Origin of the sequence: Aquabacter albus (genome assembly GCF_040049275.1) — a bacterium.
Classification (GTDB): Bacteria; Pseudomonadota; Alphaproteobacteria; order Rhizobiales; family Xanthobacteraceae; genus Aquabacter.
Window position 1 is genome coordinate 312,138 of record NZ_JBDZDT010000003.1, and the last position, 14,246, is coordinate 326,383.

The window sequence follows — 14,246 nt, forward strand, 5'->3', positions numbered from 1 at the left end:
AAGGGGGGAACGGAGATAAAGGCGTAGCAAAGCAAAACGGAACGCGGACGCCTTGCGTCCCGGCAAGCGAGTCGATATAGAGGCGCCTCCCGGCGGATGGGCGCGTAGCTCAGCGGGAGAGCACTACGTTGACATCGTAGGGGTCACAGGTTCGATCCCTGTCGCGCCCACCATCCGCACCTTCAGCACCCTCCGTCTTGGCAGCTTCAGAACTGCCAGCCCGCCGGCACCCAGAGGTAGCCCGTCTCTGTCTTGAGCAGGTGGCCGAGGCCGGGGAACGGGTAGTGGAAGCCGAGCACCGGAATCCGCTCGGCTGCCGCCTGGTCGAATATCCGGCGGCGCGCGCTCAAGGCGGCGTCCTTGTCCCGGTCGGGTCCCGGCTTCCAGGGGCGATCGACATTGATGACGGGGTGGTAGGCGAGGTCGGCCGTCAGCAGCAATTGGTCTCTCCCCGAATGGACCAGGAATGAGACCATGCCCGGCGTATGGCCGGATGCCGCGATGGTGGTGAGACCCGGCACGATCTCCGCCCCCGCCTCATAAAGTTCGATATCCCTGGCGACAGGTTCGACGCTTTGCTTGATCGCCGCGCCGAACCGTCGCCGGAAATCTTCCGGCACCGGCATGTACGAGAGATCGGGATCGTTGCGGACGAAGAAGTCCCAATCGGCCTTTGGCGCGAAAACCGTCGCGCGCGGGAATGCCCTGCCGCCCTGGGCGGTCCGCAGATTGCCCACATGGTCCGGATGCGTGTGCGACACGACGACAACGTCGATATCGCTCGCCGTCAGGCCGATCGCAGCCAGATTGGCAAAGATCTGCCCTCCGTTCGGGCCCATGGTCTGCCCGGCACCGGCTTCCAGCAGAATGCGCCTGCCGCCTGTTTCGATGAGCAGCGTGTTCAGGTTCAGCGTCATGTGGTCGGCGGGCAGGAAGGCACGCCTCAGCGCCTCCTGCAGTTCGGCCTCCGGCGCGTCGCTGGCATAAACGCGCGGCGGCCCGCCAATGACGCCGTCACTGAGGACGGTCGCGCTGATCTCTCCGACCCGGAAGCGATAATGGCCGGCATTGCCGCGGATGGCCGCCGGCGTCTGCGCGCTGGCGGGCTGGGCGGCGCCGACAAGAAGGCCGGAACTGCCGGCTAAGGCGGACAGCACGAGCGCGCGGCGGTTCAAGGTGGGAGCTGTCATCTTCGTCTCGCTTGGCAGGGTCGCTTGCGACCGGTCCCGCCCTACATGACACTGCGTCATTGCTTGGATAAGATCGATAAATCCGAACAGCTTGATAGGCTGTACTTTGCAATGCGCCCACTCCGCCTCGATAGCCTCGATGTCTTCGCTTCGATCGTCAGCTGCGGCGGCTTCCGCGCGGCGGCAGCCGAGCGTCGCGTGTCATCTGCCGCTCTCAGCCAAAGCATCCGTTCGCTTGAGGACGCCCTCGGCATCAGGCTGCTGAACCGGACGACACGAAGCGTGGCTCCGACTGAGGCAGGAGCGCGCTTGCTGGAGCGGCTGGCTCCCGCCTTGCGGGACATCCGGGCGGCGATCGACGATCTGAACCAGCTGCGCGAGAAGCCAACCGGGACACTTCGCATCAACGCTCCGGGTCCAGCTGTCGACCACGTTCTATGCCCGCTCATCTTCGACTTCATGCGGACCTATCCGGAAGTCAAAGTCGAACTGGTCAGTGACGCCGCCATCGTCGACATCGTCCAGCAGGGCTTCGATGCGGGTGTCCGCTTCGGCAGGCAGCTGGAGCAGGACATGATCGCCGTGCCTCTGGGGCCGCGATTGCGATATGCGATCGCCGCATCCCCAAGCTATCTGAAGATCAGAGGCGTGCCTTCGGCCCCTCCGGACCTGATGGGTCATGACTGCATCCGTCGCCTCTTCCCCGGCGGGACGATGGCCACGTGGCGGTTTGAGAAGGATAGCGAAAGCTTGGAGATCCATCCCGAAGGCCGCCTGACGTTGAGTTCAGCCCATCAGGAGCTGCAGGCCGCGCTGGCCGGGCAAGGCATTGCCCACGTGTTCGAGGATTATGCAAAGCCGCACGTGGAAGATGGCAGCCTGGTCGAGCTGTTGCGCGATTGGAGCCCGCAGATGCCGAGTTGGTTTCTCTACTATCCCAATCGTCGGCATCCAAGCGCAGCCATGGCTGCCTTCCTCCAGCATATCCGCGTGTTCGAGTGGTCCTGAGGGGCAGAGCTAGGCATCCTTGCAGGGTGGCCCGGTTTTGAATGAAGAGCGCATAAGGCGGTCGGCTGCCGACAAAAATCTGCAGCGCGTCCGCCCACACCGTGGGCCGCGGCGCCTCAGATCAGGACGCCGTGGCCCGAGGCGCTGGTGAAGTCCAGTTGCACCACCAGGTCGTTGTAGTCGAGGTCGCCCCCGCCATAGAGATCCTCCCACCCCCAGGTGTTGAGGCCGTAGCTCCAGAGATGGGCGACGTTCGTCCCGTCCACCTGCTCATTGCCCGAGGCAAAGGCATAATAGGTGTGGGGCGTCGCGCCCGACTGGGCGTTGGTGAGGACCATGGCGATGAGGTCGCCCTGGTCCACATGGAGCAGGCCGGTCTCAGCGAACTGGCCGAAGCCCGGTCCCGCAATCTCCTTGCCGCCACTGGCTAGCTCGTAGGCGCGACCCGCGGCGAGCTCCTTATAGCCCGCCTCCCCCGGCCGGACGCCGTTGATGGTCCCATCCAGCGTGTCCACCTGGTAGAAGCTGACGGACAGGCCATCGCTCGCCCCGCTCTGGCGCAGCCGCACCACGGCGATCTGGTCGTCGGCGCCGCCCGCATTGGCGGCGATGGCCACGGGCCGGGCCAGTTCCACCGCGCTGTCGGCGTGCGCATCGACGAAATCCACGAAGCCGTATTCGCTGGAAAGGCGCGCCTGCGGGGTCGTGCCCGCGGCGCCGTCGATGGTGACCGAGAAGGCCGAGCCGGCCGCGGCGTCGATCTCATGGGGCCGGACCTGGGACAGCCCGTCGAACTGCAGGACGAGATTGGGGTCGAAATCCTGCTGCAGCACCTGCTGGGCGAACTGGCGCGTCCAGGCCTGCGCCTCGGTGGCGCCTTCCAAGCCGGAGAAGCCGCTGGCGCCGGCATGGACCGAGACGGACGCATGGTCGGCGAGCACCGCCTGGGCGATGAGCGACTGGCTCACCGCGCTCACAAGACCGCCCCCGCTTTCACTCGCGAGCGAAGGCGCATGGGAAGAGGTCTGCGTATGCGCGATGGCGGTCAGCGCCCGCGCCAGCAGCACCCCGTTGGGCGTGCCGAGGCCGGTCACGAGGTCATAGCCCGGCGTCGCCGAATAGCCATAGCCGGTGGGAGTGATGAAGGTGCCGCCGTCGCTGTTGGTGGTACCGCCATAGACGAAGCTGGAGATGTTGTTGCCGATGGTGATGTCGTTGAACGCGCCGGGGGCGATGACGGCGGCCTGGTAGAGCAGGTCCGTCATGTAGCCGAGGCGCGGCAGGCCCTGGTCGGCGAAGATGGCGTTGATCTGGACACCCAGCGAGGCCCAGAGCGGGGTCGCCGCGCTGGTGCCGAAATCGTACCAGGTGTCCTGCATGTCGGGGCTGAGGGTGGTGTATTGCAGGTTGCCGCCGGCATTGGCGGAGACGTCCGGGCTGCCGCGGCCGATGCCGCCGTCCGGCCCAACGCTGTGGGGGGTGAGGCCGAAATCCTGCTGATAGTCGGGAACCGGCTGGGTGATGTCGACGCCGCCGGTGCCGGTCTCGTTGGTGACATAACCCGGGTTCAGCGCATGGCCCGCCAGCACATACTGGTTCCACACCGTCTCCAGGAAGACGGAGAGCGCGTCGGCATCGGTGGGCAGGGTGCGCAGCCCCCCGGCCACGAAGGTCGCGAGCATGGAGCGGTTCAGCGCATCCGCCTCGGCCACGTAGGAGGTGAGGGTGGGATCCAGCTCCGCCTGGGACGGCGTCGAGAGGGAGGTGCCTCCCACCACCACCGCATAGGGGCTGAGATTGTTCTGCCACACATTGGTGAGGCCGTTGCCGATCTGCGCGCCCGAGCCGCCGTCCGAGGCGTCGTTGAACATGGTGAGGTTGCGCAGCGCGGCGTCGACGAAGAGTTCACGATAGGCGTCCAGGAAGGGCGAACCCGGCGCGGGCGAGAGGCTGTCGGTCCAGGAGGAGGAGATCACCGCCGGATCGTGGGCCATGTCCCAGATGGCGCCCTGATAGCCGGTGAAGTTGCTCTGGCTGGCGAAGCCGTGGCCGCTATAGAGGCCGATGGTGGAGTCCGGATTGATGGCGGCGACCACGCCCACATCCAGGGAGCGCTCGCCCGCCCGGTCCTCCGCGCCGTCCCAGATCTGGGTGCCCACATGATAATAGGGCGCGCTCGACGTGAGGCCTGCGCGGGTGCGGAAATTGTCCAGGAGGGTCTGGAAGTCGGACGGCGTGTCGGCGGGAAGCGCGGCGCCGATGGCCGGCTCCACCAGCCCGATGATGCCCGTGGGCAGCAGGGCATCCCCCTGGAGCGGGAAATTGTAGAGCGCCGCGATCTGGCTCGCATAATAGCTCTGGAAGCCGAGGGACGAATTGCCGGGGCTCTGGGGCCCCGGCTTGAGGGAGGCCTCGTGCGAGGTGGCGGGGTCCGATGCGGGCGTGGTGAACCAGTCCACCCACAGTCCCTTCACCAGCCCGCTCCAGGCGTCGGGAAGGTGGAGCTCGCCGTCCCAGTACATGGCCCAGGGATTGTCCGCCGTGCCGCCGACCCATCGCAGGTCCTGGCCGGTGAGGTCGTGGAATTCCTGGGGCGTGAGGCTGACCCACAGCGTGCGGGACTCGGCGCTGCTCACATAGCCGGTGCCGGCGGCCTCGACAGCGATGCCGAGCGAGGAGAGGCCGGTGCGGATCGTGTCATAGTTCGCCTGGGAGCCGCCATAGGTGGTCCAGAGCTCCCCTTTCGCATTGAGGTCTACGAGGGCTGCCTGGCGGTCCGCCCAGTCCAGGGACAACAGATCGGAAGGGTCGGTGACCCGGTCGATCATCAAAGCAAGGTTGATATGGACGTCGGCGGTCAGTGAATAGGTGTTACCCGAGGTGAAGTCGAAAGCTTCGGGCACCGTTGTGGCGTCATTATACCGCCAGCTCAAGAAATTGACGTAAGAAGAATTGGCGACGTAGCCCATAATATGCCTCCCAGCCCTTCGAAGCCCGGCGCAACGTGCTCCGAGGGGGGCCGGGAAGGCAAGCCTGAACCCAGAGCCAATCGACATTCAGAGATAAGCAGGTTCACCGTCTTTCCTGCCGTCATGGCCGGGCTTTGTGCCATCGTCCCCAAAAGTGAATGTCGATTGCTCCTTGTGCTCAGCCCTTCAGGAAGGCCGCGAACGCCTCGCCATAATCCTTGTGCCAGCGCGAGAGCGGAGGCCGGTTCTCGGCGATGTCGCCGGCCGCCCAGAGGATGCGGCGCTCATCCATCTGGCGGGTCACGTCATTGTCCGGGCAGAGGATGTAGAAGTCGCCGGCGTCCACGCTCTTGAGCATGAAATCCACGGTCTGCTCGGGGGTCCAGGCCCCCTCCGGCTTCTCGGTGCGCCCGCGCGCGGTGAGCCCAGTAAAAACGAAGCCGGGGATGAAGAGGTGGGCGCTCACCTTGCAGCCCTCTGTGTTGCGCAGCTCGTGCTGGAGCGCCTCGGTGAACACCTTCACGCCAGCCTTGGACACATTGTAGGCGGGGTCGCCCGGCGGGGTGGTGATGCCCTGCTTGGAGCCGGTATTGATGATGAGGCCGGGGGTGCTCTGGGCGATCATGTGCGGGCCGAACACCTGGGAGCCGTTGATGATACCCCAGAGGTTCACCTCGATCACGCGGCGCCAGGCTTCTGGGTCCGAGAACATGCTGGTTCCGTGGATGCCCGCATTGTTCATCAGCACGTCCACCGCGCCATAGGCCGCCCTCACCTCCCCTTCCAGCCGCTCCAGTTCCTCCCGGCGGCTCACATCCACCCCCGCCGCCATGGCCGCCCCGCCGAGGGCCGCTTTCGCTTTGTCCAGCCGCTCGCCGGGCAAATCAGCGATGCACACCTTCATGCCGAGCCCGGCGAAGCGCTGTGCCGCCGCAAAGCCAAGGCCGGAGGCGCCGCCGGTGATGACCGCGACCCGGCCGGGGGCAAGGGCGGGATGGGAGAAGGAGGTCGAGGCCATGATGGGCTCCTGCGGCTATAAGGTCGCTGCGGAAAAGAGCGCCCTTGCGCACCCGGCGCAAGGGCGGGATAGACTTGGCGCCGAACAAGATCGCGTCACCGCTGCCCTGCCGGCACGCCGCGATCCGACCGAAAAAATGGAGAGATTCCATGTTCGTAGCCATGAACCGCTTCAAGGTGAAGGCGGGCTCCGAGGCCGAGTTCGAGCGCATCTGGCGCGAGCGGGACAGCCACCTCTCCACCGTTCCCGGCTTCGTGAAGTTCGATCTCCTGAAGGGTCCGGCCAAGGAGGACCATGTCCTCTATGCCTCCCACAGCCTCTGGCGCTCCAAAGCCGACTTCGAGGCCTGGACCCGCTCGGAGGCCTTCCGCGCCGCCCATCGCGATGCCGGCAACAACAAGGTGCATTATCTCGGCCATCCCGAATTCGAGGGCTTCGAGAGCATCCTGTCCCAGAGCGCGTCGTGAGCCTCCGCCCATGCTGAAGGCAGCCGATCATTTCCCGCCCGGCCATCCCAAGGTGGCCTCCGGGCGCATCGGCGTGCTGCTGGTCAATCTCGGCACGCCCGAGGCCACCGATTACTGGTCCATGCGGGCCTATCTGAAGGAGTTCCTCTCCGACCGGCGGGTCATCGAGGTCAACCGCGTGGTCTGGTGGCTGGTGCTGAACCTCATCGTCCTCACCAAAAGGCCCGGGCCGAAGGGCAAGGACTATGACAGCATCTGGAACAAGGAACGCAACGAGGGCCCGCTGAAGACCATCACCCGCGCCCAGGCGGAGAAGCTCGCCGCTAGCCTCGCCCCGGACGATGCGCGCATCGTGGTGGACTGGGCCATGCGCTACGGCAAGCCGCCCATCGCCGAGCGACTGGAGGCGCTTCAGAAACAGGGCTGCGAGCGCATTCTCATCGTGCCGCTCTATCCCCAATATGCCGCCGCCACCACCGCCACGGTCTGCGACAAGGCCTTCGATGCGCTGAAGACCATGCGCTGGCAGCCCATCCTGCGCGTCGCCCCGCCCTGGCACGACGATGAAGTCTATATCGCGGCGGCGTGCGAGAGCCTGAAGGCAAACCTCGCGAAGCTCGATTTCGAGCCGGAGGTGATCCTCGCCTCGTTCCACGGCGTGCCGCAATCCTACCTCGCCAAGGGCGACCCCTATCATTGCCAGTGCGTGAAGACGGCGCGGCTGATGCGGGAATATCTGGGGTTCAGCGAGGAGCGCTTCCGCCTCACCTTCCAGTCCCGCTTCGGCACCGAGGAATGGCTCCAGCCCTATACGGACAAGACCGTGGAGGCGCTGGGAAAGAGCGGCGTGAAGAAGCTCGCCATCGTCAATCCGGGCTTTACCGCCGACTGCCTGGAGACGCTGGAGGAGATCGGCGTCGAGAACCGGGAGATCTTCCTGCACAATGGCGGCGAGAAATTCGCCGCCATCCCCTGCCTCAACGACACGGCAGAGGGCATGCAGGTGATCGAGCACGTGGTGCGGCGGGAATTGTCCGGGTGGATGGCGGGATAGACAAGGCAATGCTTCAGTTCGTTCCCGTCATCGTCATCCTGCTCATGATGGTCTACGCCTACATCCATGGCCGGCTTCGCTTCGATATGCGCGCGCGGCTGATCTTCAGCGCGGTGGGCGGCCTCATAGGAGGCGCCTTGATCATCCTCATGATCGACAAGGAATGGTCGGGCTTCACGGTTCTCGGGCCGTTCATGCTTTCCTCCCTGGCGATCTGGATGGCCGGCGGGATGGGAATGAAGGGCCATCGGGAGAGCTGAGGAGAGAGGGCGGAAAGGGGCCGTCTCACAAATCCAGGTCCACCCGCACCATGGTGGGATCATCGCTCCCCACGCGCACGGTGAAGCCCAGGTCCTCCGCCACGCGCAGCATGGGTTGGTTCTCCCGCAGCACGTCGCCGAAGATGCGCTTCAGCCCCTGCCGGCGGGCATAGCTGAGGATCTCGTTCATCAGCCCGTAGCCGAGGCCCCGCCCCTTCTGGTCCGAGCGCACCATGATGGCGTATTCGGCCTCCTCATTGTCGGGATCGGCGATAATGCGCACCGCGCCAAGGATCTCCCCCTCACCGTTCAGCGCCACCAGCGCCATCTCCCGGTGGTAGTCGATCTGCGACAGGCGCGCCGCCATGAGGTGCGGGAAATCCTTGATGGACCCGAGGAACCGCATGCGCACGTCCGCGGGGTCCGAGCGGCGCACCATCTCCACCAAAGCCGGCTCGTCCTCCGGGCGGATGGGGCGAAGCTCCAGCACCTGCCCGTCGGCGAGCGAAATGGTGCCGGAAAGCCGCGTGGGATAAGGCCGGATGGCAAAGTGTCGGGTGCCAGAGCCTTCCGCCGCATGGGCGACGATGCGGGCGTCCAGTGCGATCACCCCCGCGGAATCCGCCAGCAGCGGGTTGATGTCCAGCTCGGTGATCTCTGGGATGTCCCCCAGCAGGTCGGAGATCTTCACCAAGGTGGCCTCGATGGCCTCCATGTCGGCGGGCGCGCGATCGCGATAGCCGGCTAACAGTCGCGAAATATGGGTGCGCTCGATCATCTCCCGCGCCAGCAGCCGGTTGAGCGGCGGCAGGGCCACGGCGCGGTCGGCGATCACCTCCACGGCGACGCCGCCCTCGCCGAACAGGATGACCGGGCCGAAGGTAGCGTCGTTGGAAATGCCGACGATCAGTTCGTGCGCCTCGGGCCGGTGGATCATCTCCTGCACGGTGAAGCCGTCGAGCTTCGCATCCGGCCGGCGCTCGGCCACCGTCGCCAGCATGGTCCGCGCCGCCTCCTCCACCGCCTCGGCGGTACGCAGGTCCAGGCGCACGCCGCCCACGTCCGTCTTGTGGGTGATGGCGTGGGAGAGGATCTTCAGCGCCACCGGCCGGCCGATCTCCCGCGCCACCTGCGCCGCCTCTTCCGGCGTATGGGCAAGGCGGGTCGCGACGGTGGGGATGTCATAGGCCGCGAGCACGCTTTTCGCCTCGAACTCTGTGAGGGTGGAGCGCCCTGCCGCCACCGCCGCCTGGACGATCTCCCGCGCCTTGCCCCGGTCCGGCTCGTCGAAGCCGCGGGCGGGCGGCGTCTCCATCAAGATCGCCTGGTTGCGGCGGTAGGCGGCGAGATGGACGAAGGCGCGCACGGCCTCGTCCGGGGTCTCGTAAGTCGGCACGCGCTTTGCCGCGAAACGCCGCCGCGCCTCGGCCACCGCCGTCTCGCCCAGCCAGCAGGTGAGAACCGGGGCGCCGGGATGGCGCGCCAGCGTGTCGATGACCGCCTCTGCCGCCTCTGTGGAATCCGCCACAGCGGTGGGGCAGTTTAGCACCAGAACGGCATCGGAAGCGGGGTCCGAGAGCAATGCCGAGAGGCCGTCCGCATAACGCCGGCCCGGCGCATCGCCGATAATGTCCACCGGGTTGCCGCGCGACCACGTGGCGGGGAGCACCTTATCCAGTTGCGCGATGGTCTTCGGGTCCAGCGTCGCGAGGCTGCCCGGCGTGCCCTCCAGCGCATCGGTGGCGAGCACACCCGCGCCGCCGCCATTGGTGAGGATGGACAGCCGCTCGCCCTTCAGCCGGAGGCCGGAGGAGAGGGTGGTCACCGCCTCGAACAGTTCGCGCAGCTCGTGGACGCGCAGCATGCCGGCGCGGCGGAAGGCGGCGTCATAGACAATGTCCGCGCCCGCCAGCGCGCCGGTGTGGGAGAGCGCCGCCTTCGCCCCCGCCGCGCTGCGGCCCGCCTTGATGACGATGACCGGCTTGGCGCGAGCGGCGATGCGGCCTGCGGACATGAATTTCCGCGCATCCGTGATGCTTTCCACATAGAGCAGGATGGCGCGGGTCTGGTTATCGAGGGCGAGGTGGTCCAGCAGATCGCCGAAATCCACGTCCGCCATGTCGCCCAAAGAGACGATGTGGGAGAAACCGAAGCCGCGCGCATCGGCCCAGTCCAGCACCGCGGTGGCCATGGCGCCGGACTGGGTGACGAACGCCACATCCCCCTTCCGCGGCATCAGATGCGCGAATGAGGCATTGATGGCCGGCCCGGTGGAGATGAAGCCGATGCAGTTCGGCCCCACGATGCGCAGCAGATGGGGCCGCGCCGCATCCAGCATCTTCTGGCGCAGCTCCTTGCCTTCCACCTTGTCGCCCTCGCCGAAGCCGGCGGTTATGACCACCGCCGCCCGGCAGCCCTTGGCGCCGAGATCGGCAATCACCTGGGGGATGGCGTCCGGCGGGGTCGCCACCACGGCGAGGTCCACGGGAATGGGCAGGTCCGCGATGCTGGCATAATTGAGCGAGGAGCGGATGGCGCGCTCCTTGGGGTTCACGGTGAGGATGGGCCCCTGGAAGCCCGCCTCGAACAAATTCCGGGCAATCACCGAGCCGACCGAACCGGCCCGGTTGCTGGCGCCCACAAGGGCGATGGCGGAAGGATGGAACAGCGCGTCGAGATTGCGGGTGGTCATGGGGCCTGCCTCGCTCGGGATCTGTTACCGGGATTTATGTACCGCCGTTCGTGTGCCTTCTACCGTTCGATGCCGCATTGATGCGGCGCAACAACTCTCGCTTGGCCCCCTCCCCCTTTGCGAGGGAGGGAATTCTCCGTGGCTACGCCTTGCCTCCGCCTCCGGGAGATCCCCGGGTCAAGCCCGGGAATGACGGCTTGGTCTAATGCTTGAAGTGCCGCACGCCGGTGAACACCATGGCGAGGCCCGCCGCGTCCGCCGCTTCAATCACTTCCTGGTCGCGCATGGAGCCGCCGGGCTGGATCACCGCCGTGGCGCCCGCCTCAACCGCCGCCAGGAGCCCGTCCGCGAAGGGGAAGAAGGCGTCCGAGGCCACCACCGAGCCCTTGGTCAGGGTCTCCGCGAGGCCCGCCGCCTCGGCCGCATCCTGCGCCTTGCGGGCGGCGATGCGGGCTGAATCCACGCGGCTCATCTGGCCGGCGCCGACGCCCACGGTGGCGAGGTCCTTGGCATAGACGATGGTGTTGGACTTCACGTGCTTGGCCACCCGGAAGGCGAAGCGCAGGTCCGCCAGCTCCGCATTGGTGGGCGCGCGCCTGGTGACCACCCGCAGCTCCATGTCGTCCACGGAGGCGTTGTCGCGGCCCTGCACGAGGAGCCCGCCGGCCACGGTGCGGATGTTGAGGCCAGGCGCCTTCGGGTCCGGCAGGCCGCCGGTGAGCAGGAGGCGCAGATTCTTCTTCGCGCCGATGATGGCGATGGCCTCCTCGGAGGCGTCGGGGGCGATGATCACCTCGGTGAAGATCTCGGTCATGGCCCGCGCCGCCTCAGCGTCCAGCAGCCGGTTCACCGCGATGATGCCGCCGAAGGCCGAGACGGGGTCGCAGGCGAGCGCCTTCTTATAGGCCTCCAGCAGCGAGCCGCCCTCGGCCACGCCGCAGGGATTGGCGTGCTTGACGATCACCACCGCCGCCGTGCGCTCAGGCGAGAATTCGGCGACGCATTCGAAGGCCGCGTCGGTGTCGTTGATATTGTTGAAGGAGAGCTGCTTGCCCTGGACCTGCTTCGCCGTCGCGACGCCCGCGCGCTGCTCGGCGGTGGCATAGAAAGCCGCCGACTGGTGCGGGTTCTCGCCGTAACGCAGCTCCTCCAGCAGCTTGCCGCCCGTGGCGCGATAGGCAGGAGCCGTGAGTTTCAGTTCGCCGGGAAACCAGTTCGAGATGGCCGCATCATAGGCCGCGGTGCGGGCATAGGCGGTCTGGGCGAGGCGGCGGCGCAAGGGGAGCGTCGTGCCGCCATGCAGCTCGATCTCTGCGATCACCGCCTCATAGTCCGCCGTGTCCACCACCACGGCCACGTCGTGATGGTTCTTCGCGGCGCCCCGGATCATGGAGGGTCCGCCAATGTCGATGTTCTCGATGGCGGTCTCGAAGTCCGCGCCGCGGGCGACGGTCTCCTCGAAGGGATAGAGGTTCACCACCACGAGATCGATGGGGGCGATGCCGTGCTCGGCCATGGAGGCCTGGTGGCCCGCATCGGCGCGGATGGCGAGGATGCCGCCATGCACCTTGGGGTGGAGCGTCTTCACGCGGCCGTCCATCATTTCGGGAAAGCCGGTCAGCTCGGCCACATCGATCACCGGCAGGCCGGCATCCGCAATGGCCTTGGCCGTGCCGCCGGTGGAGATGAGCTGCACGCCGTTCTTCACGAGTGCGGAGGCGAAGGGGATCAGGCCGGCCTTGTCCGATACCGAAATGAGGGCGCGGGTGACGGGGCGGACATCGACGGTCATGGCAGTTCTCCGGAGTTGGCTCGCCCTAACATGGAGCGCGCCGCCCGTCACCCGCCGCGCCGTGCGCTCCGTGCATGGCCGCCGCGCGGCTCCTCACCTTCCTTGGTACGCACCAGCGTCCAGAGCAGGCGCGAGGTCTCGTTCACCGCACCGGACACCGCCAGCTGCAGGCTGCGGCGCGGGCCGTCAGGGGCGGCGAGATAGACGCTCTCCTCCACCTGGACCGTCTGGTTGGGCGCGACGAAAACCCAGGCCTCGCCGCCGGGCACGGTGAGAAGCATGGTGGAGGGGTCGTCCAGACGCTCCACTTCCACGGCAGGGTGGAGGTGGAAGCGGGCGGTGAAGGCGACGGGCGGCAACGCCGCCGTGCCCGTGGCCGGGCTGAACTGGTCTTCCCCGTCGAGCCGGCTGCCGTCCGCCGAGAGCCGCCAGGAGCGCTGGTGCAAAACGCCGAACGGCTCGGCATACCCATCATGCCGCGCGCGCACCAGGATGGCGCCGTCGCGCCCGCCGCGCTGCACCGGCACGTTGCGCGGGCCGGAGACGATGGGCGCGCCCACCGCGCGGGCGAGCCGGCCATTCTGCAGGAAGCGGCAGGAGGAGGTGTCGCCCACCACCACGGTGGAATGGGCGGCGGTGGCGCGCGCGGCCTGCCGCCAGCGGTCGCGGTTCACTTCCGTCATGCCGCAATTGACGATGATGCGGTGGCGGCCCGAGGACATCTCGAAGGCGAGGCAGCTGGCATGGGCCTCGCCCGAGGCGGCGAGCGGGGGCGGCGTGCCGGTATCGGCGATCACCACCGTGCCCTTCGCCTCCAGGCGCTGGAAGCCGGAATGGGGCGCGTTCGCCACCGGCGCGCCGCGCGCATCGTCATAAGCGAGGATGGTGGCGAGTTGGTCCGCCGCCGTGTGGCTCATGCCGTGGAACAGCGCGAACGCGCCATCGCCATGCCGGAAGAAGCGCAGCATGGGCATCATGCGGTCGATGGCGTTCATGAGCGCGGGCGGCGCCGGCTGGTTGCGGGCGGCAAAGGCGTGGCGCAGCGGCAGAAGATCCAGCAGCAGCGCGATCAGCATGCCGGGGCTGCGGGTGAGCGGGCCGCCATCGGGCAGGATCTGCCGGTCCAGCTCCTCCACGAGGCGTTTTTGAGCGGCGCGCGACAGGCGCGCCTGGTCGGACATGCACAGGCCCGCCAGCACCAAGGCGATAAGGGCGATGAGGCGGGGATAACCGTCCGGCGCATCGGCCGCCATGCGGCGGAGCTGGCGCACCTGCCGGGCCAGCGAGCGCATGAAGCGCTTGTAGAAATCGTGGTCGGCGTCCTGGAGCACGAAGGGCGCCTGGGTGAGCCAGGAGATGATGCGCCGCGCCGCCACCTCGGGCCGTCCCGCCACCTGCCGGGCCGCGCCAGGGTCGCGCATCCAGTCGCCCACCAGAGCGCGGGCATTGGCACGGGCGATGGTGGTGCCGGCGGCGCGCAGATGGCGCAGCCAGCCGAAGCCGTGCAGCGTCTCGGCCCATTCGTCGGAGGGCGGCTCCAATTCGAACGGGGTCTTGCCCTCCAGCATGGCGATCTTGCCGGCGAAGGCGAAGCGGCCGGCATAGATCTCGCTGGCGCGGGTGGCATCGCCGGTGCGCAAATCCTGGGGGGCGATGAGCAGGCGCTCGGGCACCGGCACGGCCACATTGCCAAGCGTCAGCGGCGCCGCGGGGGTGCGGGACAGAAGCGAACGCCAGGAGCGCCCCGCGAGGAAGGCCGCGAGGCGCATGCGTTCTGCAATGGCTCCCCGGGTCAT

Annotated in this window: 10 protein-coding genes and 1 tRNA gene; 5 read left to right on the forward strand and 6 right to left on the reverse strand. The window is 67.3% G+C overall.

Going from position 1 to position 14,246, the window contains the following annotated elements; genetic code table 11:
* Nucleotides 1-98 precede the first annotated feature (98 nt).
* Nucleotides 99-173, forward strand: a tRNA-Val gene (locus tag ABLE91_RS07915).
* A 33-nt stretch (nucleotides 174-206) separates the two neighbouring features.
* Here the strand turns inward: ABLE91_RS07915 and ABLE91_RS07920 are convergent.
* Nucleotides 207-1,190, reverse strand: a complete 984-nt coding sequence (locus ABLE91_RS07920) for an MBL fold metallo-hydrolase (protein WP_348930146.1) — start codon at nucleotides 1,188-1,190, stop codon at nucleotides 207-209.
* A gap of 111 nt (nucleotides 1,191-1,301) precedes the next feature.
* Between ABLE91_RS07920 and ABLE91_RS07925 the strand changes: the two genes are divergently transcribed.
* Nucleotides 1,302-2,198 (forward strand): LysR family transcriptional regulator, encoded by an 897-nt coding sequence (locus ABLE91_RS07925; RefSeq protein ID WP_348930598.1) that lies wholly within the window; start codon nucleotides 1,302-1,304, stop codon nucleotides 2,196-2,198.
* 116 nt (nucleotides 2,199-2,314) lie between these two features.
* On the opposite strand, the gene ABLE91_RS07930 is transcribed toward ABLE91_RS07925, so the two are convergent.
* A complete protein-coding gene (locus ABLE91_RS07930) occupies nucleotides 2,315-5,167 on the reverse strand; it encodes a DUF4114 domain-containing protein (protein WP_348930148.1) in 2,853 nt (950 codons plus the stop codon).
* A gap of 178 nt (nucleotides 5,168-5,345) precedes the next feature.
* A complete protein-coding gene (locus ABLE91_RS07935) occupies nucleotides 5,346-6,185 on the reverse strand; it encodes an SDR family NAD(P)-dependent oxidoreductase (RefSeq protein ID WP_348930150.1) in 840 nt (279 codons plus the stop codon).
* A 149-nt stretch (nucleotides 6,186-6,334) separates the two neighbouring features.
* Here ABLE91_RS07935 and hmuQ point away from each other — a divergent pair, with 149 nt between their 5' ends.
* From hmuQ to ABLE91_RS07950, 3 genes are read left to right on the forward strand one after another with little or no spacing between them, the layout of a single operon-like run.
* The gene (hmuQ, locus tag ABLE91_RS07940; RefSeq protein ID WP_348930152.1) at nucleotides 6,335-6,652 is read left to right on the forward strand and encodes a heme-degrading protein HmuQ; all 318 of its coding nucleotides are present in this window, start codon (nucleotides 6,335-6,337) and stop codon (nucleotides 6,650-6,652) included.
* 10 nt (nucleotides 6,653-6,662) lie between these two features.
* Nucleotides 6,663-7,706, forward strand: a complete 1,044-nt coding sequence (hemH, locus tag ABLE91_RS07945) for a ferrochelatase (RefSeq protein ID WP_348930154.1) — start codon at nucleotides 6,663-6,665, stop codon at nucleotides 7,704-7,706.
* Between the two features lie 8 nt (nucleotides 7,707-7,714).
* Nucleotides 7,715-7,966, forward strand: coding sequence for a hypothetical protein (locus tag ABLE91_RS07950; protein ID WP_348930155.1), 252 nt, complete (start codon nucleotides 7,715-7,717; stop codon nucleotides 7,964-7,966).
* A 25-nt stretch (nucleotides 7,967-7,991) separates the two neighbouring features.
* Here ABLE91_RS07950 and ABLE91_RS07955 read toward each other — a convergent pair whose 3' ends face one another.
* The 3 genes from ABLE91_RS07955 to ABLE91_RS07965 all read right to left on the reverse strand — a co-directional run bounded on the left by ABLE91_RS07955 (nucleotide 7,992) and on the right by ABLE91_RS07965 (nucleotide 14,219).
* Nucleotides 7,992-10,658 (reverse strand): bifunctional acetate--CoA ligase family protein/GNAT family N-acetyltransferase, encoded by a 2,667-nt coding sequence (locus tag ABLE91_RS07955; protein ID WP_348930157.1) that lies wholly within the window; start codon nucleotides 10,656-10,658, stop codon nucleotides 7,992-7,994.
* A 202-nt stretch (nucleotides 10,659-10,860) separates the two neighbouring features.
* Nucleotides 10,861-12,450 (reverse strand): bifunctional phosphoribosylaminoimidazolecarboxamide formyltransferase/IMP cyclohydrolase, encoded by a 1,590-nt coding sequence (gene purH, locus ABLE91_RS07960; protein ID WP_348930159.1) that lies wholly within the window; start codon nucleotides 12,448-12,450, stop codon nucleotides 10,861-10,863.
* 47 nt (nucleotides 12,451-12,497) lie between these two features.
* Nucleotides 12,498-14,219 carry a heparinase II/III family protein gene (locus ABLE91_RS07965; RefSeq protein WP_348930161.1) on the reverse strand — a complete coding sequence of 574 codons (1,722 nt, stop codon included), beginning with the start codon at nucleotides 14,217-14,219 and terminating at the stop codon, nucleotides 12,498-12,500.
* Nucleotides 14,220-14,246: the final 27 nt, after the last annotated feature.